The 21,268-nt window shown below is 61.9% G+C and carries 22 protein-coding genes and 1 pseudogene; 19 read left to right on the top strand and 4 right to left on the bottom strand.

From position 1 onward, the window contains the following. The first annotated feature begins 206 nt into the window (after positions 1-206). Genes rluC through AACY13_RS12200 form a run of 3 tightly spaced genes read left to right on the top strand, consistent with a single transcriptional unit; the run spans position 207 to position 2,818 of the window. On the top strand, positions 207-1,160 hold the full coding sequence (rluC, locus tag AACY13_RS12210) for a 23S rRNA pseudouridine(955/2504/2580) synthase RluC (RefSeq protein ID WP_339461857.1): 954 nt from the start codon (positions 207-209) through the stop codon (positions 1,158-1,160). Beyond that, the gene (locus tag AACY13_RS12205) at positions 1,153-1,848 is read left to right on the top strand and encodes an HAD-IA family hydrolase (RefSeq protein WP_339461856.1); all 696 of its coding nucleotides are present in this window, start codon (positions 1,153-1,155) and stop codon (positions 1,846-1,848) included. Before rluC ends, AACY13_RS12205 begins: the two co-directional genes overlap by 8 nt. Then, positions 1,838-2,818 (top strand): S49 family peptidase, encoded by a 981-nt coding sequence (locus tag AACY13_RS12200; RefSeq protein ID WP_339461855.1) that lies wholly within the window; start codon positions 1,838-1,840, stop codon positions 2,816-2,818. The genes AACY13_RS12205 and AACY13_RS12200 overlap by 11 nt, the downstream gene beginning before the upstream one ends. A gap of 49 nt (positions 2,819-2,867) precedes the next feature. Here AACY13_RS12200 and AACY13_RS12195 read toward each other — a convergent pair whose 3' ends face one another. Next, positions 2,868-3,446 (bottom strand): Maf family protein, encoded by a 579-nt coding sequence (locus AACY13_RS12195; protein ID WP_339461854.1) that lies wholly within the window; start codon positions 3,444-3,446, stop codon positions 2,868-2,870. A gap of 205 nt (positions 3,447-3,651) precedes the next feature. Here AACY13_RS12195 and AACY13_RS12190 point away from each other — a divergent pair, with 205 nt between their 5' ends. From AACY13_RS12190 to AACY13_RS12130, 13 genes are all read left to right on the top strand, one after another. Beyond that, the gene (locus AACY13_RS12190; RefSeq protein WP_339461853.1) at positions 3,652-4,179 is read left to right on the top strand and encodes a YceD family protein; all 528 of its coding nucleotides are present in this window, start codon (positions 3,652-3,654) and stop codon (positions 4,177-4,179) included. 13 nt (positions 4,180-4,192) lie between these two features. Further along, positions 4,193-4,375, top strand: a complete 183-nt coding sequence (gene rpmF, locus AACY13_RS12185) for a 50S ribosomal protein L32 (protein WP_305624858.1) — start codon at positions 4,193-4,195, stop codon at positions 4,373-4,375. Between the two features lie 3 nt (positions 4,376-4,378). Continuing rightward, positions 4,379-5,389: a phosphate acyltransferase PlsX gene (plsX, locus tag AACY13_RS12180; RefSeq protein WP_339461852.1), complete on the top strand. Its 1,011-nt coding sequence runs from the start codon at positions 4,379-4,381 to the stop codon at positions 5,387-5,389. Between the two features lie 104 nt (positions 5,390-5,493). Beyond that, positions 5,494-6,432: an ACP S-malonyltransferase gene (fabD, locus tag AACY13_RS12175; RefSeq protein WP_339461851.1), complete on the top strand. Its 939-nt coding sequence runs from the start codon at positions 5,494-5,496 to the stop codon at positions 6,430-6,432. A gap of 15 nt (positions 6,433-6,447) precedes the next feature. After that, a complete protein-coding gene (gene fabG, locus AACY13_RS12170) occupies positions 6,448-7,191 on the top strand; it encodes a 3-oxoacyl-ACP reductase FabG (RefSeq protein ID WP_339461850.1) in 744 nt (247 codons plus the stop codon). A gap of 197 nt (positions 7,192-7,388) precedes the next feature. Further along, complete coding sequence (acpP, locus tag AACY13_RS12165) at positions 7,389-7,622, top strand: acyl carrier protein (protein WP_058066290.1); 234 nt, start codon at positions 7,389-7,391, stop codon at positions 7,620-7,622. A 106-nt stretch (positions 7,623-7,728) separates the two neighbouring features. Next, a complete protein-coding gene (gene fabF, locus AACY13_RS12160; RefSeq protein WP_339461849.1) occupies positions 7,729-8,973 on the top strand; it encodes a beta-ketoacyl-ACP synthase II in 1,245 nt (414 codons plus the stop codon). Then, positions 8,973-9,788, top strand: a complete 816-nt coding sequence (pabC, locus tag AACY13_RS12155) for an aminodeoxychorismate lyase (protein ID WP_339461848.1) — start codon at positions 8,973-8,975, stop codon at positions 9,786-9,788. Before fabF ends, pabC begins: the two co-directional genes overlap by 1 nt. A gap of 3 nt (positions 9,789-9,791) precedes the next feature. Next, entirely contained in the window at positions 9,792-10,844 is a 1,053-nt protein-coding gene (gene mltG, locus AACY13_RS12150) for an endolytic transglycosylase MltG (protein ID WP_339461847.1), read from the top strand. 9 nt (positions 10,845-10,853) lie between these two features. After that, positions 10,854-11,489: a dTMP kinase gene (gene tmk, locus AACY13_RS12145; RefSeq protein WP_339461846.1), complete on the top strand. Its 636-nt coding sequence runs from the start codon at positions 10,854-10,856 to the stop codon at positions 11,487-11,489. Continuing rightward, positions 11,482-12,468, top strand: coding sequence for a DNA polymerase III subunit delta' (locus AACY13_RS12140; protein WP_339461845.1), 987 nt, complete (start codon positions 11,482-11,484; stop codon positions 12,466-12,468). Before tmk ends, AACY13_RS12140 begins: the two co-directional genes overlap by 8 nt. A gap of 35 nt (positions 12,469-12,503) precedes the next feature. Then, positions 12,504-12,860, top strand: coding sequence for a PilZ domain-containing protein (locus tag AACY13_RS12135; RefSeq protein WP_325510092.1), 357 nt, complete (start codon positions 12,504-12,506; stop codon positions 12,858-12,860). A 92-nt stretch (positions 12,861-12,952) separates the two neighbouring features. Then, complete coding sequence (locus AACY13_RS12130; protein WP_339461841.1) at positions 12,953-13,735, top strand: TatD family hydrolase; 783 nt, start codon at positions 12,953-12,955, stop codon at positions 13,733-13,735. A gap of 244 nt (positions 13,736-13,979) precedes the next feature. Here the strand turns inward: AACY13_RS12130 and AACY13_RS12125 are convergent, their stop codons facing one another. Beyond that, complete coding sequence (locus AACY13_RS12125) at positions 13,980-15,113, bottom strand: aminotransferase class V-fold PLP-dependent enzyme (protein ID WP_339461839.1); 1,134 nt, start codon at positions 15,111-15,113, stop codon at positions 13,980-13,982. A 75-nt stretch (positions 15,114-15,188) separates the two neighbouring features. Here AACY13_RS12125 and AACY13_RS12120 point away from each other — a divergent pair, with 75 nt between their 5' ends. The 3 genes and pseudogenes from AACY13_RS12120 to AACY13_RS12110 form a co-directional block, all read left to right on the top strand. Further along, positions 15,189-15,827, top strand: coding sequence for a TetR/AcrR family transcriptional regulator (locus tag AACY13_RS12120; protein ID WP_339461838.1), 639 nt, complete (start codon positions 15,189-15,191; stop codon positions 15,825-15,827). Positions 15,828-15,906: 79 nt separating this feature from the next. Further along, positions 15,907-16,875: a GTP 3',8-cyclase MoaA gene (locus tag AACY13_RS12115; RefSeq protein ID WP_339461836.1), complete on the top strand. Its 969-nt coding sequence runs from the start codon at positions 15,907-15,909 to the stop codon at positions 16,873-16,875. 27 nt (positions 16,876-16,902) lie between these two features. After that, positions 16,903-17,019, top strand: a pseudogene (locus AACY13_RS12110) (radical SAM protein); the annotation flags it as partial. A gap of 556 nt (positions 17,020-17,575) precedes the next feature. On the opposite strand, the gene AACY13_RS12105 reads toward AACY13_RS12110, so the two are convergent. Both AACY13_RS12105 and AACY13_RS12100 read right to left on the bottom strand, forming a co-directional pair. Beyond that, a complete protein-coding gene (locus AACY13_RS12105; protein WP_339461834.1) occupies positions 17,576-19,612 on the bottom strand; it encodes an NADPH-dependent 2,4-dienoyl-CoA reductase in 2,037 nt (678 codons plus the stop codon). 271 nt (positions 19,613-19,883) lie between these two features. Continuing rightward, positions 19,884-21,268: NAD(P)(+) transhydrogenase (Re/Si-specific) subunit beta (locus AACY13_RS12100; RefSeq protein ID WP_339461832.1), on the bottom strand; the 1,385-nt coding region annotated here is incomplete at its 5' end.

The following is a 21,268-nucleotide window of genomic DNA, read 5'->3' as shown; positions in this document are numbered from 1 at the left end:
GGCTTTATTTCCGAGTTATTCGCGGTCTTGGCGACCTTTATTCTGCGAATAACCCGTCGGACGGCCTCGCGTCCAGAAAGGGTTGCGTTGGTTGGGGATGGCAGTTTTGGCGATCATCCGCAAACCAGGCCGCTTTTGGCGGCGTCCCGACTATAGCAGCAATGATTAAGTGCTTCAAATCCATAAAAAATTGTTATGATTGCGCGATGACGACTCCTACCTCTCCAACCTCTGGCGTTCAGCTACTTGAGGTTGCGCCGGAACTTGCCGGCCAGCGCATCGATAACTTCCTTCGCACTCAGCTCAAAGGCGTGCCCAAGACCTTGATTTACCGCATCTTGCGCAAGGGCGAAGTGCGGGTGAACAAGGGCCGGATCAAGCCCGAGTACAAGCTGCAGGCCGGCGACATCATTCGCGTGCCGCCGCTGCGCCTGGCCGAGCGTGACGAGCCAGAGCCCCTGGCGCAGGGGCTGTTGCAGCGTCTGGAGGCGGCCATTGTCTACGAGGACAAGGCCCTGATCGTGCTCAACAAGCCCGCCGGGATCGCCGTGCATGGCGGCAGCGGCCTCAATTACGGGGTGATCGAAGCCTTCCGTCAGTTGCGTCCCGATGCCAAGGATCTGGAGCTGGTGCATCGCCTGGATCGCGATACGTCCGGGCTGCTGATGATCGCCAAGAAGCGCAGCATGTTGCGTCACCTACATGAGGCGCTGCGCGGCGATGGCGTGGACAAGCGTTATATGGCCCTGGTGCGGGGTCATTGGGCGACCGCCAAGAAGCAGGTTAATGCGCCCTTGCTGAAAAGCAATCTGCGCTCCGGCGAGCGCATGGTCGAGGTCAACCCTGAAGGCAAGGAGGCGCTGACGATCTTCCGCGTGCTGCGCCGCTTCGGCGAGTTTGCCACCCTGGTCGAGGCCAAGCCGGTGACCGGGCGTACCCACCAGATCCGTGTGCATGCCCAGCATGCCGGGCATTGCATCGCCGGCGACAGCAAGTATGGCGACGACGACTTTACTAAGGAAATTCGTGGCCTGGGTGGCAAACGCCTGTTTCTGCATGCCTATGAGCTGGTGGTGCCGCTGCCGGATGGCGGGCAATTGAAGCTGGCGGCTCCGGTCGATGAGATGTGGGCGCGTACCGTGGAGCGTCTCGGTGCGTGATTATCGATTGCTGATCTTCGATTGGGATGGAACGCTGGTCGATTCCATCGGTCGCATCGTCACGGCCATGCACCTGGCGGCGGATGCCTGCGAGTTGGCGCGCTGCAGCGATGAGCAGGTTCGCGGGATTATTGGTCTGGGGTTGCCTGAGGCTATTCGTTGCCTCTATCCGGGTCTGCATGATCTGGCTCGCGCCCAGCGCTTGCGCCATAGCTACAGCGAAAACTATCTGGCACTGGAGTCCGAGCCCTCGGCTCTGTTCCATGGGGTGGCTGAAGGTTTGGAAGCGTTTCGTGCCGAGGGCTATCGTCTGGCGGTCGCGACTGGCAAAGGGCGGCACGGTTTGCAGCGGGTGCTGGCTGATCGTGGTTGGCTGGATTATTTCGACTACAGTCGCTGCGCGGATGAAACGGCCAGCAAGCCGGACCCGCTGATGCTGCATGAGATTCTCGAGCAGAGTAGCGTGGTGGCCAGCCAGGCGCTGATGGTGGGGGATTCGTCCTTTGATCTGCAGATGGCGCAGCGCGCCGGCATGGACTGTGTGGCGGTCGGTTATGGTGCTCAGCCATTGCATGTTCTGCGCGAGCACGGGCCGACGTTGGCGATAGAATGTTTTACCGAATTGCGCGCCTGGCTGGAGCGGCGTGTGGTTGGGCAATCAGTTGAGGTGAGAGATCATGTCGGATGAATGGAAGGCATCGGCTACGGCGGATGGCGATGGTAAAAGCTGGAAACTGCTGGAAAAAACCCTGTTGGCGGGCGTGCAGGAGCAGCGCAGGGCGCGGCGCTGGGGGATTTTCTTCAAGCTGCTGACCTTTATCTACCTGTTCGGTGCCCTGGCGCTGTTCTTGCCGCTGCTCGATATGAAGAAGGGTGCGGGAGGCGCTACCGCGCATACCGCTGTGATCGAGGTGCGCGGAATGATTGCCGACAAGGAGTCGGCCAGCGCCGACAATATTGTCGGCAGCCTGCGGGCTGCCTTCGAGGACGCCAATACCCGGGGCGTGATTCTGCGTATCAATAGTCCGGGTGGCAGCCCGGTGCAGTCGGGTTATGTCTATGACGAAATTCGCCGGCTGCGCGCCGAGTATCCGGCGATCAAGCTGTATGCGGTGATCGCCGACCTGGGGGCTTCGGGGGCCTATTACATCGCCAGTGCGGCCGATGAGATCTATGCCGACAAGGCCAGCCTGGTGGGGTCGATTGGTGTGACGGCGGCGGGCTTCGGTTTTGTCGGGGTGATGGAGAAGCTGGGTGTGGACCGCCGCGTCTATACCTCGGGCGAGCACAAGGCGTTTCTCGACCCGTTTCAGCCGCCCCGGGAGGATGAGGCGCAGTTCTGGAAAACCGTGCTGGAAACCACGCATCGCCAGTTTATCGCCAGCGTCAAGCAGGGGCGCGGTGAGCGCTTGAAGGATGCCGAGCACCCGGAGCTGTTCTCCGGTCTGGTCTGGTCGGGCGAGCAGGCCCTGCAGCTGGGTCTGGTCGATGCGCTGGGCAACACCAGCTATGTGGCGCGTGAGGTGATCGGTGAGAAAGAGCTGGTCGACTTCACGGTGAAGGAGTCGCCGCTGGATCGCTTTGCGAAGACCCTGGGTGCCAGCGTTGCCGAGCATGTGGCGTTGTGGATGGGCTTTCAGGGGCCGTCGCTGCGCTGATTGCTACTGTGTTCCGAACAGGCCCGGTCATTTGATCGGGCCTGTGCGTTTATGGGATGTCGATTCCGGCGGCCAGCAGCATGTCCACCAGGCGGATCAGGGGTAGGCCGATCAGGCTGTTGCTGTCGCTGCCTTCGGTGTGGCGAAACAGGCTGATGCCCAGACCTTCGGCCTTGAAGCTGCCTGCGCAGTCATAGGGCTGTTCGGCGTGCAGGTAGCGGGTGATCTGGGCCTCGCTGAGCGGGCGAAAGTGCACGGTAAAGGGGATGCAGTCGGTCTGGCTGGCACCGCTGCGGCTGTCGAGCAGGGTCAGGCCGGTGAGGAAGGTGACGCTGTTGCCGCTGGCGGCGAGCAGTTGCTCGCGGGCGCGCTCGAAGCTGTGCGGCTTGCCGAGAATCTGCTGGCCGAGCACGGCGACCTGGTCCGAGCCGATGATCAGGTGTTGTGGGTGACTGTTGCTGAGGGCCTGGGCTTTTTCCAGGGACAGGCGGCGTACCAGGCTGTCTGCGGTTTCGTCCGTCCGGCGTGACTCGTCGATATCCGGGGCGCACCAGCTGAAGGGCAGGCGCAGGCGGGCGAGCAGCTCACGTCTGTAGGGTGAGCTGGAGGCGAGCACCAGAGGCGGCATATTGATTTCCTTTCAGGGTTGCGGACGCGTTCGTCCCCCTCGTTCGGCGCATCGCACCATGGTCTCTTGCGGGGAGAAGGCATTAGGGAGATCGTCGCTGCGCGACTTCACGTTATAAGGAGGCGATTTTAACGGTGGCGGCAGATGCTGGACAGGCCGAATTTCCTTTGACAGCGGCGGGTCGCATCCCTAGAATGCGCCGCCTATGTCAAATGCACCGATTCCACCTCACGTTGATCCGCGCAAACTTGCTGATCGTGGCGCCACCCTTGAAGGTGATTTGCTGCTGGCCGATTTGCCGCGACTCTGCGACCCACTTGCCGATAACCAAGGCGTGGTGCGTGCGAAGTTTTTCTTCGAGCGTGACGAGCGTAATGCCGTGGTTATCCATAGCGAGCTTGCGGTTGAGGTCAGGATGGTATGCCAGCGTTGTCTGGAACTGGTCGCTCTGCCGATCCATAGCGAGTGTGATTACGCCGTGGTGAAAGAGGGGGCGAATACCCAGTCCGTGCCGCAAGGCTATGACGTGCTGGAGCTGGGTGAAGACCCATTGGATCTGCTGGCGCTGGTCGAGGAGGAGCTGTTGCTCGCCTTGCCCATTGTCCCGGCTCATGACCCTAAAGATTGCCAGCAACCGGCTGGGCTCGATGAGCCCGAGTCGAGCGAGGACGAGGTAACGCGGTCCAACCCGTTCAATGTATTGGCGCAGTTAAAGCGTGACCCAAACGTTTAGGAGTTAATTAGTTATGGCTGTTCAGCAGAACAAAAAATCCCGTTCCGCCCGTGACATGCGTCGCTCCCACGATGCTCTCGAAGGCAGCACCCTGTCCGTCGAGAAAACCACCGGTGAAGTTCACCTGCGTCACCACGTATCGCCAGAAGGCGTTTACCGTGGTCGTAAAGTGATCGACAAGGGCGCAGACGAGTAAGTCTTGTCCGCTCCGATCATCGCGATTGATGCAATGGGTGGGGACTTCGGTCCCCACTGCATTGTTCCGGCCTGCATCGCCTGTCTGGCCGAATACCCCTCGCTGCATCTGGTCCTCGTCGGCCAACCCTCTCTTCTCGAACCATTGCTTGCCCGCTACCCGGGTGTCGATCGCGCGCGCCTGCGTGTCGAGCCGGCGGCTGAGGTGATCGAGATGGATGAGCGGCCGGCGCAGGCCCTGCGCAGCAAACCCGACTCGTCGATGCGGGTGAGCCTGGAATTGTTGCGCAGCGGCGCGGTCCAGGCCTGCGTCAGTGCCGGCAATACTGGTGCCTTGATGGCCCTGTCGCGCTATGTGCTGAAGACCCTGCCCGGTATCGATCGTCCGGCCATGGTGACGGCTATTCCAACGCAGACGGGTTTTTGCCATCTGCTCGATCTGGGTGCCAATGTCGACTGCAGCGCCGAGCACCTCTATCAGTTCGCGGTGATGGGTTCGGTCACCGCTGAGGCCCTGGGCGCGGTGCGTCCTCGGGTGGCGTTGCTCAATATCGGTACTGAAGACGTCAAGGGCAATCAGCAGGTCAAGCTGGCGGCTAGCCTGCTGCAGGCGGCCGAAGGCCTGAACTATATCGGCTTTATCGAAGGCGACGGCTTGTACCGCGGCGAGGCCGACGTGGTGGTCTGCGACGGCTTTGTTGGCAATATCCTGCTCAAGTCCAGCGAGGGGTTGGCCAGCATGATTACCCAGCGCATCGAAACACTGTTCAAATCCAGTCCGGCGGCGCGTCTGGTTGGCTTGCTGGCACTGCCGCTGCTGCGTCGCCTGCGGGGCGAACTGGCCCCTGCGCAGCACAATGGGGCGAGTTTTGTCGGCTTGCAGGGCATCGTGGTGAAGAGCCATGGTTCTGCCGGGCCCGATGGTTTTAAAAGCGCCATTCGCCGAGCTTTGGCGGAGATTGAGGAAAATTTGCCGCAACGCTTGCATGGTCGCCTGGGCGAACACTTGCTTTAGGATGTGACCGCGACGGTCGACCTGTCATCCAACTGTCAGTTTGTTGCGCTTGGCTAGGCCGAGTGTACATTTTCGACGATCAAGATCATTAGGAACAGGTTTCCATGTCTGCATCTCTCGCATTCGTCTTTCCGGGCCAGGGCTCGCAGTCCCTGGCTATGTTGGCCGATCACGGCGCACAGCAGCCGTTGATTCTCGACACCTTTGCCGAGGCCTCCGAGGCTCTGGGTTACGACCTCTGGGCGCTGACTCAGCAGGGCCCAGAAGAGCAACTCAATCAGACCGACAAGACCCAGCCAGCGATCCTGGCTGCCTCCGTAGCGCTCTGGCGCTTGTGGCTGGCCGAGGGTGGTGCGCGCCCGGCTTTTGTCGCCGGTCACAGCCTGGGTGAGTATTCCGCCCTGGTCGCCGCCGGTAGCCTGTCTCTGGCGGCCGGGGTGAAGCTGGTCGAGCACCGTGGGCAGTTGATGCAGCAGGCCGTGCCGGCCGGGCAGGGCGGCATGGCTGCTATTCTCGGGCTGGACGATGCCGATGTGCTGGCCGCCTGTGCCGAAGCGGCGCAAGGTGAAGTGGTCAGTGCGGTGAACTTCAATGCGCCGGGGCAGGTGGTGATCGCCGGTGGTGCTGCCGCCGTGGCGCGCGCCATCGAGGCCTGCAAGGCGCGCGGTGCCAAGCGTGCCATGCCGCTGCCGGTGAGTGTGCCTTCGCACTGTGCGTTGATGCGCCCGGCGGCCGAGCGCTTTGCCGAGGCGGTGGCGGCCATCGACTGGCAGTCTCCGCAGATTGCCCTGGTGCAGAATGTCAGCGCTGCGGTGGTGACCGACCTTGAGAGTCTCAAGCGCGATTTGCTGGCGCAGCTGTACAGTCCGGTACGTTGGGTCGAGTCCATGGTCTGCCTGGCGGGCCAGGGTGTCACCGATCTGGTCGAGTGCGGCCCGGGCAGGGTGCTGTCCGGTTTGAACAAGCGCTGCGTCAAAGGTATCAATACCCATAACCTGGACACCCCGGACGCCTTCGCCGCCGCGCGGGCGGCCCTGGTCTGATTAAGGAGAAAGGCTATGAGCCTGCAAGGTAAGGTTGCATTGGTCACCGGTGCGAGCCGTGGCATTGGTCAGGCGATTGCCCTGGAATTGGGTCGTCAAGGCGCTGTGGTAATAGGCACCGCGACCTCCGCTTCGGGGGCCGAGCGTATCGCCGAAACCCTGAAAGCCAATGGCATCGAAGGTGCCGGCCTGGTGCTGGACGTCAGCAATGACGAGTCGGTTACCAGCACCCTCGAGCATATCCAGCAACATCTTGGTCAGCCGTTGATCCTGGTCAACAACGCCGGTATCACCCGCGATAACCTGATGCTGCGGATGAAAGACGACGAATGGTTCGATGTTATCAATACCAACCTGAGCAGCCTGTACCGGCTGACCAAGGCGGTGCTGCGTGGCATGACCAAGGCGCGTTACGGGCGCATCATCAACATCGGTTCGGTGGTCGGAGCCATGGGCAACGCCGGCCAGGTGAACTATGCTGCGGCCAAGGCCGGGCTGGAAGGCTTCGGTCGTGCGCTGGCGCGTGAAGTGGGTTCGCGGGCGATTACCGTGAATGCCGTAGCGCCAGGGTTTATCGACACCGATATGACCCGCGAACTGCCGGAAGCGCAGCGTGATGCGCTGCTTACCCAGATTCCGCTGGGCCGTTTGGGGCAGGCCGAAGAGATCGCAAAAGTGGTCGCTTTCCTTGCTTCCGATGGCGCAGCTTACGTCACAGGGGCTACTATCCCTGTGAACGGCGGGATGTACATGAGTTAAATGTGACGGATGCCTTCAGAAAACTGTCATAGATGCTGTCTAAAATCCGTTATAAAGCTGCAACAGGTTTATAGGCAGGTCGTTGAAGTGTTCTTGGGGGCTCCCCGGCATTCAGCTTGAAATGCTAAAAACCCTTTCTATACACTTGGCCGCAGACCAGTGGCCTGGATTTGTCCCATTAGGAGTGAGAACAAGGTATGAGCACCATCGAAGAACGCGTCAAGAAAATCGTTGCCGAGCAGCTTGGCGTCAAAGAAGAGGAAGTAACCAACAGCGCTTCCTTCGTCGAAGACCTGGGTGCCGACTCTCTTGACACCGTTGAGCTGGTGATGGCTCTCGAAGAGGAATTCGAGACCGAAATCCCGGACGAACAAGCCGAGAAGATCACCACCGTTCAGGAAGCCATCGACTACGTTACCGCACACGCGTAAACGCAATCGTCGTTTCCCGACTCGGAAAAGCCGCACTCCCTTCTCGGGTGTGCGGCTTTTCTTTAAGCGCATTGCAAGCGTTGCAAACTAGATAAAGGAGATTGCTGTGTCGCGTAGACGCGTCGTGGTTACCGGTATGGGCATGTTGTCGCCGCTGGGTAACGATGTGCCGAGCAGTTGGCAGGGCATTTTGGCCGGGCGCAGTGGTATCGGCCTGCTCGATCATATGGACCTTTCGGCCTTTTCCACCCGTATCGGTGGCTCGGTCAAGGGCTTCGATGTTGAGCAATACCTGTCCGCCAAAGAGGCACGCAAGCTCGATTTGTTTATTCAGTACGGTCTGGCCGCGAGCTTTCAGGCGATGCGCGATTCCGGGCTGGAAGTGACCGATGCCAATCGCGAACGCATTGGCGTGGCCATGGGCTCGGGTATTGGCGGCCTGACCAATATCGAGAACAACTGCAAGTCGCTGATCGAGCAAGGGCCGCGGCGCATTTCGCCGTTCTTCGTGCCAGGCTCGATCATCAATATGATTTCCGGCTTCCTGTCGATCCATCTCGGTTTGCAGGGGCCCAACTACGCCATCGCCACGGCCTGTACCACCGGTACCCACTGCATTGGCATGGCGGCGCGCAACATCATGTACGGCGAGGCCGACGTGATGGTGGCCGGCGGTGCCGAAATGGCTGCCTGCGGTCTGGGTCTGGGTGGCTTCGCCGCCGCGCGGGCGATGTCGACCCGCAATGATGATCCGACCCGGGCCAGTCGTCCCTGGGACAAGGAGCGTGACGGCTTTGTCCTGTCCGACGGTGCCGGTGCCCTGGTACTGGAAGAGCTGGAGCATGCCAAGGCCCGTGGCGCACATATCTATGCCGAGCTGATCGGCTTTGGTATGAGTGGCGATGCTTACCATATGACCTCGCCGCCGGAAGACGGCGCAGGTGCGGCGCGCTGCATGGTCAATGCCTTGCGCGATGCCGGGCTGAATCCCGAGCAGGTGCAATACATCAATGCCCATGGCACCTCGACTTCGGCCGGCGACAAGGCGGAAGTGGCGGCGGTGAAGTCGGTGTTCGGCGAGCATGCCTACCAGCTGGCGGTCAGCTCGACCAAGTCGATGACCGGCCATCTGCTCGGTGCTGCCGGCGCGGTGGAGGCCATTTTCAGCGTGCTGGCCATCCGCGACCAGGTCGCTCCGCCGACCATCAACCTGGACACACCGGACGAGGGATGCGATCTCGACTTCGTGGCGCATCAGGCCAAGGCCATGCCGATCGAGGTGGTACTGTCCAACTCCTTCGGTTTCGGCGGTACCAATGGCTCGCTGGTGTTCCGTCGGTTCGTCGACTGATGCTGAGCTGGATCGACGGCCGGCCGGCCGAGCTGCTATCCATCCAGGATCGCGGTTTGGCCTATGGCGATGGTCTGTTTGAGACCATCGCCATTACGGCGGGTCAACCTTCGCTGCTGGAACGTCACCTGGCGCGGCTGAGTGAAGGTTGCGCGCGTCTGCATATCCCGCTGGATATGACTGTGCTGAGGGCCGAGTTGCTGGCGTTCAGTCGGCAGCTCGGCGATGGCGTGGCCAAACTGATCCTGACTCGGGGCGACGGCTTGCGCGGCTATGCGCCGCCACAGCCGGCGCAGCCGCGACGCCTGCTGCTGGGCAATCCCAAACCGAGCTATCCGGCCGCCCATGCTGTGCAGGGTGTGCGCCTGTTTCCCTGCGTTACACGTCTGGCCGATCAGCCTGTGCTGGCCGGCTTGAAGCACCTCAATCGTCTCGAGCAGGTGCTGGCGCGCAACGAGTGGCGCGACGCCGAGCATGCCGAAGGCCTGATGCTGGATGGGGCCGGGCGGGTGATCGAGGGGGTTTACAGCAATCTGTTTATCGTCAGGGATGGGGTGTTGATCACCGCGGACCTGTCGCGCTGCGGAGTGGCCGGGGTGATGCGCGCCGAGTTGCTGGCCCAGGCCGCGGCGCGTGGCATCGAGTGCCAGGTGCGAGAGATCGGTTACGCCGAGCTGCTGGCCGCCGACGAGGTATTTCTCTGCAACAGCCTCTACGGCGTCTGGCCGGTTCGCAGCCTGCTCACGCATGACTGGCCGCTCGGCCCGCTCACCCGTAAACTGCAGGTTATTGCCCGCGATCTACTGGACTGCTGATTCGTGATACGCAAACTTTTGCTGCTGCTGGAAGGCGCGGTGCTGTTGGCTGGTCTGCTTGTGGCGTTTATCGCCTGGCAGCAGCATACGGCCTTGCACCAGCCTCTGACGCTGGCCGACGAGTACCTGGTCGAGGTGGCGGCTGGCGCTACGCCTGGCGGGGTACTCAACCGCCTCGAGGCCGATGGCGTGCTTGACGGTGCTCTCTGGTTGCGGCTGTACTGGCGCTTCAATCTGCGCAACCAGCCGCTGCACAGTGGTGAATATCGGCTGACGCCAGGCCTCAAGGCGTTCGATATGCTGGGCATGTGGCGGCGTGGCGAGGTGCTGCAGTACAGCCTGACCCTGGTCGAAGGCTGGAATTTCCGCCAGGTGCGGGCTGCCCTGGCCCGGGAGACCCGCCTCGATCTGACCCTGAGGGACCTGAGCGATGCGCAGCTGATGGAGCGTCTCGGCCTGCCTGGGCTCAATCCGGAGGGTCGCTTCTTTCCCGATACCTACCGATTTGTCCGCGGTATGAGCGACCTCGACCTGCTCAAGCAGGCCCACGCCCGCCTGGAACAGGTGCTGGCCGAGGAGTGGGCGCAGCGCGCCGAAGGCTTGCCGTACCGCGAGCCTTACGACGCCTTGATCATGGCCTCGATGATCGAGAAGGAGACCGGCGTACCCGAGGAGCGTGGCGAGATCGCCGGAGTCTTCGTGCGGCGTCTGCGTATCGGCATGCGTCTGCAGACCGATCCCACGGTGATCTACGGCATGGGTGAGCGCTACAACGGCAGAATCACCCGCGCCGACTTACGTGAGCCGACCGCCTACAATACCTACACCATTGACGGCATGCCGCCGACCCCCATTGCCCTGGTCGGCCGCGAGGCGATCAATGCCGCGCTCAACCCCGTCGACGGCCGCAGCCTGTATTTCGTTGCCCGTGGCGATGGCAGTCATGTGTTTTCCAGCACCCTCGAACAGCATAATCGGGCGGTGCGCGAGTATCAGATCAAGCGGCGTGCCGACTACCGTTCGAGCCCTGCTCCCGTTGCACCCAATAATCAGTAAGGACGTTCTGTGAGCGGTTTGTTTATCACCCTGGAAGGTCCCGAAGGTGCGGGCAAGAGTACCAATCGCGACTACCTGGCCGAGCGCTTGCGGGCACAGGGCATCGATGTGTTGCTGACCCGCGAGCCGGGCGGCACGCCCTTGGCTGAGCGGATTCGCGAGCTGCTGCTCACCCCCAGCGACGACGAGGACATGGCCGCCGACACCGAGTTGCTGCTGGTCTTCGCGGCGCGCGCCCAGCATCTGGCGCGGGTTATCCGCCCGGCGCTGGCGCGGGGCTGCGTGGTGCTCTGCGATCGCTTTACCGACGCCACCTATGCCTATCAAGGCGGTGGCCGCGGTTTGTCCACCGCGCGTATCGCCGCGCTGGAAGATTTTGTCCAGGGCGCGTTGCGCCCGGATCTGACCCTGATTTTCGATCTGCCGATCGAGGTGGGGCTGGCGCGGGCGGCCGCCCGTGGGCGACTGGACAGGTTCGAGCAGGAGGGGCGCGAATTCTTCGATGCGGTGCGCGGCACCTACCTGCGTCGTGCCGCTGAGCAACCGCAGCGCTACCGAATTCTGGATGCCGCGCAGTCGCTGAGCCAGGTGCAGCATGCTCTGGATGCCCTGTTGCCGGAATTGCTGGAGCTGCACCGTGGCTGAAGCCTACCCCTGGCAGGATGCGCTCTGGCAGCAGTTGGCCGGGCGCACGCAACATGCCCACGCCTACCTGCTGCATGGGCCGGCCGGTATCGGCAAGCGTGCCCTGGCGGAACGCTTGATGGCGCGTCTGCTCTGCCAGCAGCCCGCCGGGCTGGACGCCTGCGGTCAGTGCAAGTCCTGCCATCTGCTGGCCGCCGGTACCCATCCGGACAACTACATCCTCGAGCCGGAGGAGGCCGACAAGGCGATCAAGGTCGATCAGGTGCGCGAGTTGGTCGGTTTCGTGGTGCAGACTGCGCAACTGGCCGGCCGCAAGGTGGTGCTGGTCGAGCCAACCGAGTCGATGAACGTCAACGCCGCCAACGCCTTGCTGAAAAGCCTGGAGGAGCCCTCCGGCAATACCGTGCTGCTATTGATCAGTCACCAGCCCAGTCGTCTGTTGCCGACGGTGAAGAGTCGCTGCGTGCAGCAGGCCTGTCCGTTGCCCAGCGAGGCGATGAGCCTGACTTGGTTGCAGCAGGCGTTGCCGGACTGTAGCGGCGAAGAGCATCGCGAATTGTTGTTCCTGGCCGCCGGCTCGCCGCTGGCGGCGGTAAAGATGCATGAGCAGGGCGTCAGTGCCCAGCGTGCGCAGGTGGTGGACGGGGTGAAGAAGCTGCTCAAACAGCAGATCGCCCCCAGCCAGCTGGCGGAAAGCTGGAATGCGGTGTCCCTGCAGTTGCTGTTCGACTGGTTCAGCCAGTGGTCGCAATTGATGTTGCGCTATCAGTTGACCCGCGATGAGGAAGGGCTTGGCCATGCCGATATGCGCAAGGTGGTGCAGTACCTGGCGGACAAGACCCCGCAGGCCAAGGTGCTGAAGATCCAGGACTGGCTGCTGGCGCAACGGCAGAAAGTCATGAGCAAGGCCAATCTCAACCGTGTCTTGCTTCTCGAAGCCTTGCTGGTGCAGTGGGCAAGCCTGCCCGGACCGGGCTAGAATCGGTCATTGAGTCATACATTCAGGAATGCCGCATGAGTCTGCCTCCTAACTTGGGCCCGCGTAACGGGATCTTGTCCTTGACCATCAAGGACAAGTCCGTGCTCTATGCCGCTTATATGCCCTTTATCAAGAATGGCGGTCTGTTTATCCCGACCAACAAGAACTACAAGCTCGGCGATGAAGTGTTCATGCTGCTCAATCTGATGGATGAGCCGGAAAAGATCCCGGTCGCCGGCAAGGTGGTCTGGATCACGCCCAAGGGTGCCCAGGGCAACCGCGCCGCGGGTGTCGGCGTGCAGTTCAATGACGGTGACAACAGCGCGCGCAACAAGATCGAAACCTACCTGGCCGGTGCGCTGACCTCGGATCGCCCGACCCATACGATGTAATAGCCGTAAGCGACAAGCCACCCGCTGCAAGCTGGAAGCGACAGGCTCTGAGTTTGTGGCTTGGTGCTCGCGGTCCAAAGCTTGAGGCTCCCATGCTTATCGATTCCCACTGCCACCTCGATCGTCTCGATCTGGCCGCCCATGGCGGTTCGCTCGACGCGGCGCTGGCTGCTGCGCGGGCGCGCGGCGTCGGTCATTTTCTCTGTATTGGTGTCAGCGCCGACAACGCCGCAGCGGTCAAGGGCCTGGCCGAGCGCTATGCCGACGTCGACTGCTCGGTGGGCGTGCACCCCCTGGATCTCGAGCCCGGTGCCGCGCCGGCGTTGGACTGGCTGCTGGCCGAGCTGAACCATCCGCGGGTGGTGGCGATTGGCGAAACCGGCCTGGACTACCACTATGAGCCGGAGGCGGCCGAACTGCAGCGGCAAGCCTTCCGCCTGCACCTGCAGGCCGCTCAGGTCACCGGCAAGCCGGTGATCGTGCACACCCGCGAAGCCCGGGCCGATACCTTGACCCTGCTGCGCGAGGCCGCCTTGCCGCAGGCCGGTGTGTTGCATTGCTTTACCGAGGACTGGGACATGGCCAAGGCCGCTCTGGATCTTGGTTTCTATATTTCCCTGTCCGGCATCGTCACCTTCCGCAATGCCGAGGCGCTGCGCGAAGTGGCGCGTCAGGTGCCGGCCGACCGCCTGCTGGTGGAAACAGACGCGCCCTATCTGGCCCCGGTGCCGCACCGCGGCAAGCCGAACCTGCCGGAATATGTACGCGAGGTGGCCGAGTACCTGGCGACATTGCGCGGGGTTGGTTTCGAGCAGTTTGCCGAACAGACCACAAGCAACTTTAAGCGCCTTTTTCCTCTGGCTCGAGTGGGCTAAGGCAGGCCGCCTGCGCCCTACGCTAAATTTGACGCAAAAAAAACCCGGGCTCTGGGGGATGAGTCCGGGTTAAGACCATTAGGAGTAAATCAAGATACGCGGTCCACGGTACCTTGCCTGGCGGGGCGCTTGGGGGGTACACCGCACACCAGTACTCCCCAGTATTGGTGAAGATTGCCGATAGTCCAGGCCATTTGGCGGCATTCTTAAACGTATTTGGAATACCCACCGCGTTCTTGAGTCCTCAAGTTGTTGCCAGCTGGTGCAGCAGCTGCAGGGTTTCTTCTATGATCTGGTCCTGCGTATAGAAATGAGGCGACAGGCGTATGCCCGCCCCACGCTGGGCGCAGATCACCTGTTCATCTCTCAGCTGCTGGTACAGCGCCTGATTGCTCCAGCCGTCGAGGCTAAAGGTAAGAATGCCGGCGCGCCGCAGCGGATTCAGCGGGCTGTGCAGGTTGCAGCCTGGAATCGTTTGCAGGCCGCCCTGCAGCCATTGCATACGCTCCTGCAGGGCGGCTTCGACCTGAGGCATGCCGACCTCTTCCAGCAGCGACAGGCTGGCCTCCAGGGCCATGGTGCCGAGCATATTCGGACTGCCGCACTCGAAGCGTCTGGCGCTGCGTGCCGCTTGCCACTCCGTGCGCTGGTAGTCGCCGGCGTGTTCGAGCATATGCCAGCCGTATTCGTGCAGTTTGAGCTGTTCGCGCAGGTCGCGGCGACAATAGAACACGCCCAGCCCTTCCGGGCCGAGCAGCCATTTGTGGCCGTCGGCCATGGCAAAGGCGCACTGGCTGCTCTGCACGTCGAAGGGCAGGGCACCGAGTTGCTGGATTGCGTCGACGCAGAACAGTACGCCGCGCTCCTGGCAGCCCTGACCCAGGCACTGCAGCTCCAGGCGCAGGCCACTGGCGTATTGCACTGCGCTGACCGACAGCAATCGGGTGCGCGGGCCGCAGGCGGCGAGCAGAGCGTCTTCAGGGGCGTGGCCCTTGAGGCTGACCTGTACCACCTCAACGCCAAAGCGGTTGAGTGCCTCCCACACCACGCGGTTGGAAGGGAACTCCTCGTTGCTGATCACCACCTGGTCGCCGGCTCGCCAGTCCAGGCCGAAGGCGACAAAGGACAGCGCCTCCGAGGTGCTCTTGACCAAGGCGATGTCGCTGCATGAGGGGGCGTTGAGCAGGCGCTGCAGGCGTTCGCGCAGGCGTTGCTCGGTTTTCAGCCAGTCTGGATAGTCACGGGCCCCGCTCTGGGCGTTTTCCCGGGCAAAGCGAGTGACGGCCTCGGCCGCCCGTTGTGGCCAGGGTGAAACGGCTGCGTGGTTGAGGTAACGCAGGCCGGGAAGTTGCGGAAACTCGTCATGAACAGCGTACATGGTCGGATGATCCGTGCAATTTGCCGTTAGTTAGGCATAATACCCGCCTTCGATTTTCGACCCTCTAGTCCCTTTATGCATAAAGAACCCCGTAAGGTCCGTGAGTTTCGCCGCCGCGAACAGGAAATTCTCGATACAGCGCTGAAGCTCTTCCTCGAACAGGGCGAAGACAGCGTGACCGTGGAGATGATTGCCGACGCCGTTGGTATTGGCAAAGGCACCATCTACAAGCACTTCAAGTCCAAGGCGGAGATCTACCTGCGCCTGATGCTCGACTACGAGCGCGACCTGAACGAGCTGTTGCACTCGGCCGATATCGACCGCGACAAGGAAGCCCTGTCGCGTGCCTACTTCGAGTTCCGCATGCGTGACCCGCAGCGCTACCGCCTGTTCGACCGCCTGGAAGAAAAGGTGGTCAAGGGCAACCAGGTGCCGGAGATGGTCGAGGAGTTGCACAAGATCCGCGCCTCCAACTTCGAGCGTCTGACCCAGCTGATCAAGGGCCGTATCGCCGAAGGCAAGCTGGAGGACGTGCCGCCGTACTTCCACTACTGTGCGGCCTGGGCCCTGGTGCATGGCGCAGTGGCGCTGTATCACTCGCCGTTCTGGAGCAATGTGCTGGAAGATCAGGAAGGCTTCTTCCAGTTTCTGATGGATATCGGCGTGCGCATGGGCAACAAGCGCAAGCGCGACGGCGACGTCTCGCTTAGCTGAGGTATTCAGCTGTTCGATAACGAATCTGCTGTGCTGGCGGCGACCCTATACTCGGCGCTCACCTTCGCTGGAGTCTTGCATGATCGTTGATCGCCAGGGCAGACGCTTTCGCAATCTGCGCATCAGCCTCACGGCTGCCTGCAACTATGCCTGTACCTACTGCGTGCCCGACGGCAAGCGCCTGGTGGCGGCGCAGGATGAACTGTCGGCCGAAGCCATGCTGCGCGGCGTGGCCTATCTGATCGAGGCGGCTGGTATTGAACGGCTGCGCATCACCGGTGGCGAGCCGCTGGTCAGTCCCAAGCTGGACAGCTTTTTGCGCGGCGTCAGCCAGCTCGGTCTGGCCGATATCAGCCTGACCAGCAATGGCCAACTGCTGGCACGCAAGCTGCCGCTGCTGCTGGAGTGCGGCCTGCGCCGGTTGAATATCTCCCTGGATACCCTGGATGCCGAGGCGTTCCGTTCGATTGCCCGCGGCGGCGATCTGGCGACTGTGCTCGATGGCCTGCAGCAGGCGCGGGCGGCGGGTATGCAGATCAAGATCAATATGGTGCCGTTGCGTGGGCAGAACCTCGATCAGGTGTTGCCGCTGCTGGACTACTGTCTGGCCAACGGCTTCGAGCTGCGTTTTATCGAACTGATGCGCATGGGCCACCTGGCTCGCGATGGCAATGGCTTTCTGCGCCAGTTTGTCGGCATGCCGGAGCTACTGAGCATGATTGGCGAACACCATGCCTATACCCAGGCGGCCGCACCGCTGGATGCCACGGCGCTGCGCTATGAAATCCCCGGGCGGGGCTTTTTCGGCGTGATCGCCAACGAAAGCGTGCCGTTCTGCCGCACCTGCTCGCGCCTGCGCCTGTCCTCCACCGGCTGGCTGCATGGCTGTCTGTCGTCGAGCAACCGTCACTATGTCGGCGACCTGCTCGACAAACCGCGCCATCAGGCTCTGCCGGCCCTGCAGGGGCTGCTGGTCAAGGCCCTGGGCGACAAGCAGGAGGTGGCGTTTTCCGGCGGCGCGACCGTGATGAAGATTATTGGCGGCTGAGGCCGCCATCGGCTTTGAGTAGGAACCATGCACGATTTCCCCATCAGCTATATCGAACCGGTATTCCGTCCGCCCAGTGAAGCCCATTCGCTGATTCTGCCGGTGACCAACGGCTGTTCCTGGAATCACTGTACCTTCTGCGATTAGTTATACCTAAGTAAGCCCCTAGAAATCACCGAAAAACTCCAGTTCCTTGCGGTTTGGAGGTTAATTCTGGACCCCATGGCCTGTTGGCCTGTCCCGCCCCCTGTAATAGTTATCCCAGAAAAGTACACGTTTTCCAAAATCGCATGAGCTTAAAGTCATAGCGTAGGAGCCAGGTCGCTTAGGTCGCATCAGAACCGGCCAGGAGCGATAAACCTCAGAGGTAGCATCGCCTGACAGTGGTGCTGACCGCGGTTGTCCTCTCGCTGACCATCTGATCCGGCTTACGCACAATTAGTGCAGCCTACGTAGATGAGCTAATTGCTTTGGACTGACGCGGACAGAAATCTTGAGTAAACGCCGCTCTGCTAGGTGGTAGTAACTGCATTGAGTTGAGTTGCGGCGCTAGAGCTCAGCATCAAGGGTGCTACAGGTCATTTGTAGATGGGGTTTATGAAGCGCTTACCCAGCGTTGTAGGGAGGCGGCAGCCTGGGGATGCAGTTTCAGTTCGGACATTTCGCTTTCCTCGAGGCTATTGTTTTTCCGGTAGAAGCATCAGAGCTCGGCAGCCAGGCGCGAGCCCTGGTTGATGGCACGCTTGGCGTCCAGTTCGGTGGCCACGTCGGCACCACCGATCAAGTGCACGCGCTGGCCGGCGGCGACCAGGCCGTCGTGCAGTTCTCGCAGTGGGTCCTGGCCGGCGCAGACGACTACGGTATCCACCGGCAGCAGTTGCGGCTCACCTTCGGCGATGCGGATGTGCAGGCCGGCCTCGTCGACCTTGAGGTACTCGACCGAGTTGAGCATCTGCACATTCTTGTGCTTCAGCCCGGTGCGATGAATCCAGCCAGTGGTCTTGCCCAGGCCGTCGCCGACTTTGGATTTCTTGCGTTGCAGCAGGAATACCTGACGCGCCGCCGGGTGCGGATGCGCCTGGACGCCAGCCACGCCACCGCGGGCTTCCAGCGCGCGATCGATGCCCCACTCCTTCCAGAACTCGTCACGGTTGAGGCTGGTGGACTCGCCCTGATGGGTGATGAACTCGGAGACATCGAAACCGATACCGCCGGCACCGATCACCGCAACCTTCTGGCCAACCGGCTTGCGCTGTAGGATGGCATCCAGGTAGCTAATCACCTTGGGGTTGTTGATGCCCGGAATCGCCGGGGTACGCGGCGCGATGCCGGTCGCCAGGATGACCTCGTCATAGCCACCCTTGCTCAGCTCGTCGGCGGATACGCGGGTATTCAGACGCAGCTCGACGCCGGTGGTTTCCAGCTTGCGCTTGAAGTAGCGCAGGGTTTCGTAGAACTCTTCCTTGCCCGGCACACGCTTGGCCACGTTGAACTGGCCACCGATCTCGGCCTGCGCATCGAACAGGGTCACGCTATGACCGCGCTCGGCGGCCACGGTTGCAGCAGCCAGCCCGGCCGGACCGGCACCCACAATCGCAATCTTCTTAACTTGCTGGGTAGGGATATAGTTCAACTCGGTTTCATGGCAGGCGCGCGGGTTGACCAGGCAAGTGGTCAGCTTGCCGCCGAAGGTGTGATCCAGGCAGGCTTGGTTGCAGCCGATGCAGGTGTTGATCTCGTCGCTACGACCTTGCGCGGCCTTGTTGACGAAGTCCGGATCGGCGAGGAAGGGACGGGCCATGGAGACCATATCGGCGTCGCCTTCGGCCAGCACCTGCTCGGCCACTTCTGGGGTGTTGATGCGGTTGGTGGCGACCAGCGGGATGTTCACCTCGCCCTTGAGCTTGGCGGTAACTTTGGCGTAGGCCGCGCGCGGCACCTTGGTGGCGATGGTCGGGATGCGTGCCTCGTGCCAGCCGATACCGGTGTTGATGATGGTCGCACCGGCCTGTTCGATGGCCTTGGCCAGCAGGACGATTTCGTCCCAGGTGCTGCCGTTCTCCACCAGGTCGAGCATGGACAGGCGATAGATGATGATGAAGTTCGGGCCGACGGCCTCGCGCACCCGACGCACGATCTCCACCGGCAGGCGCATGTGGTTTTCGAAGCTGCCGCCCCAGCGGTCACTGCGTTGGTTGACGTGAGTCACTAGGAACTGGTTGATGAAGTAGCCTTCCGAGCCCATGATCTCGACCCCGTCGTACTCGGCCTGCTGGGCCAGCACGGAGCAGGTGACGAAATCCTGGATCTGCTTCTCGATGCCTTCCTCGTCCAGCTCGCGCGGCTTGAACGGGTTGATCGGCGCCTGGATCGCGCTGGCCGAAACCGATTTCGGGCTGTAGGCATAGCGCCCGGCGTGGAGGATCTGCATGCAGATCTTGCCGTCCGCCTCGTGTACCGCACGGGTGACGATCTTGTGTTTCTCGGCTTCTTCCGGGGTGGTCAGCTTGGCCGCGCCGGCATATACGCAGCCCTCCTCGTTCGGTCCAATACCGCCGGTGACGATCAGACCAACGCCACCATGCGCCCGCTCAGCGAAGAAGGCAGCCATGCGCTCGAAGCCATTGGGCTTCTCTTCCAGGCCGGTGTGCATGGAGCCCATCAGGGTGCGGTTCCTGAGGGTGGTGAAACCCAGGTCGAGGGGGGCCAGCAGGTGCGGGTAGAGCGAGGATGTCATGGCAGTTTTTCTCCAGGCTTGAGGATTACGGCAATTTATCTTTGCACTGATAGGTTTGTGAGCCACGTTAGCCCCGGCCAGAGTCGTGATCAATGATCAAAAATGACACGTAAATGATCACAGCGAACAAATACTCGGCTAGAGCTCAGGGCTGCAGGCCGCTGCTAACGATGCAATGGGGGAAGCGCCTACTTCTTAGCAGCCCTCAATATCGCGCTGCTCGTGAGCGACACATAAACGTAACTATTGCTCTGAGTGTGAGCTACTGCCGTCATTCGACGGCCTTGACCATATCTTCGATGACCTTCTTGGCGTCGCCGAAGACCATCATGGTCTTGTCCATATAGAACAGTTCGTTATCCAGGCCGGCGTAGCCGCTGGCCATCGAGCGCTTGTTGACGATAACGGTCTTGGCTTTGTAGGCCTCGAGGATCGGCATGCCGGCGATTGGCGACTTCGGATCGTTCTTCGCCGCCGGGTTGACCACGTCGTTGGCCCCCAGCACCAGCACCACGTCGGCCTGGCCGAACTCGGAGTTGATGTCTTCCATCTCGAACACCTGCTCGTAAGGCACTTCGGCCTCGGCCAGCAGCACGTTCATATGGCCCGGCATACGCCCGGCAACCGGGTGGATCGCGTACTTCACAGTGACACCACGGTGGGTCAGCTTCTCCGCCAGCTCCATCAGCGCGTGCTGGGCACGGGCCACCGCCAGGCCGTAGCCCGGAACGATGATCACGGTGTCGGCGTTGGTCAGCAGGAAGGCCGCGTCGTCGCTCGAGCCGGACTTGACCGGACGGGCTTCCTGAGCGCCAGCCGGGCCGGCCGCGTCAGTTGCGCCACCGAAACCACCGAGGATGACGTTGAAGAACGAGCGGTTCATCGCCTTGCACATGATGTAGGAGAGGATCGCGCCACTCGAACCCACCAGGGAACCGGCGATGATCAACATCGAGTTGTTCAGCGAGAAGCCGATACCGGCCGCCGCCCAGCCCGAGTAGCTGTTGAGCATCGACACCACCACCGGCATGTCCGCGCCGCCGATGGGGATGATGATCAGCACGCCGATGACGAAGGCCAGGGCCAGGAGGATAGCGAAGGCGCTGAGGTCACCGGTGAAGGTGTACACCAGACCCAGACCGAGGATGGCCAGGCCGATCGCCAGGTTGAGCCAGTGCTGGCCCTTGAACTGTACCGGTGCGCCCTGGAACAGGCGGAACTTGTACTTGCCCGAGAGTTTGCCGAAGGCGATCACCGAACCGGAGAAGGTAATGGCACCGATGGCGGCACCGAGGAACAGCTCCAGGCGGTTACCGGCCGGAATGGCATCGCCGAGGCTGGCGACTATGCCCAGGGACTGCGGCTCGACCACCGCGGCGATGGCGATAAACACCGCCGCCAGTCCGATCATGCTGTGCATGAAGGCGACCAGTTCGGGCATCTTGGTCATTTCCACGCGCTTGGCCATCACGGTGCCGACGCTACCGCCGACCAGCAGGCCGAGGATGACGAAGCCCAGGCCCTGGGTGGCCAGCTCGCTGCCCAGTTTGTACACCAGGCCGACGGTGGTGATGATCGCCAGGCCCATGCCGAGCATGCCGAACAGGTTGCCGCGCCGCGACGAGGTCGGGTGCGACAGGCCCTTGAGCGCCTGGA

The sequence above is a fragment of the Pseudomonas sp. EA_105y_Pfl2_R69 genome, assembly GCF_963970915.1.
Classification (GTDB): domain Bacteria; phylum Pseudomonadota; class Gammaproteobacteria; order Pseudomonadales; family Pseudomonadaceae; genus Aquipseudomonas.
This window is presented reverse-complemented; position numbering and strand designations above follow the sequence as displayed.

What these genes read in the sequence shown, in the direction of transcription:
- AACY13_RS12115 (WP_339461836.1), top strand. Translation starts at nt 15,907, where the DNA reads ATGATCGTTGATCGCCAGGGCAGACGCTTTCGCAATCTGCGCATCAGC.
- AACY13_RS12190 (WP_339461853.1), top strand. Translation starts at nt 3,652, where the DNA reads ATGTCAAATGCACCGATTCCACCTCACGTTGATCCGCGCAAACTTGCT.
- rluC (WP_339461857.1), top strand. Translation starts at nt 207, where the DNA reads ATGACGACTCCTACCTCTCCAACCTCTGGCGTTCAGCTACTTGAGGTT.
- rpmF (WP_305624858.1), top strand. Translation starts at nt 4,193, where the DNA reads ATGGCTGTTCAGCAGAACAAAAAATCCCGTTCCGCCCGTGACATGCGT.
- fabG (WP_339461850.1), top strand. Translation starts at nt 6,448, where the DNA reads ATGAGCCTGCAAGGTAAGGTTGCATTGGTCACCGGTGCGAGCCGTGGC.
- AACY13_RS12125 (WP_339461839.1), bottom strand. Translation starts at nt 15,113, where the DNA reads ATGTACGCTGTTCATGACGAGTTTCCGCAACTTCCCGGCCTGCGTTAC.
- AACY13_RS12120 (WP_339461838.1), top strand. Translation starts at nt 15,189, where the DNA reads ATGCATAAAGAACCCCGTAAGGTCCGTGAGTTTCGCCGCCGCGAACAG.
- AACY13_RS12105 (WP_339461834.1), bottom strand. Translation starts at nt 19,612, where the DNA reads ATGACATCCTCGCTCTACCCGCACCTGCTGGCCCCCCTCGACCTGGGT.
- pabC (WP_339461848.1), top strand. Translation starts at nt 8,973, where the DNA reads ATGCTGAGCTGGATCGACGGCCGGCCGGCCGAGCTGCTATCCATCCAG.
- fabD (WP_339461851.1), top strand. Translation starts at nt 5,494, where the DNA reads ATGTCTGCATCTCTCGCATTCGTCTTTCCGGGCCAGGGCTCGCAGTCC.
- AACY13_RS12195 (WP_339461854.1), bottom strand. Translation starts at nt 3,446, where the DNA reads ATGCCGCCTCTGGTGCTCGCCTCCAGCTCACCCTACAGACGTGAGCTG.
- AACY13_RS12130 (WP_339461841.1), top strand. Translation starts at nt 12,953, where the DNA reads ATGCTTATCGATTCCCACTGCCACCTCGATCGTCTCGATCTGGCCGCC.
- AACY13_RS12135 (WP_325510092.1), top strand. Translation starts at nt 12,504, where the DNA reads ATGAGTCTGCCTCCTAACTTGGGCCCGCGTAACGGGATCTTGTCCTTG.
- acpP (WP_058066290.1), top strand. Translation starts at nt 7,389, where the DNA reads ATGAGCACCATCGAAGAACGCGTCAAGAAAATCGTTGCCGAGCAGCTT.
- AACY13_RS12200 (WP_339461855.1), top strand. Translation starts at nt 1,838, where the DNA reads ATGTCGGATGAATGGAAGGCATCGGCTACGGCGGATGGCGATGGTAAA.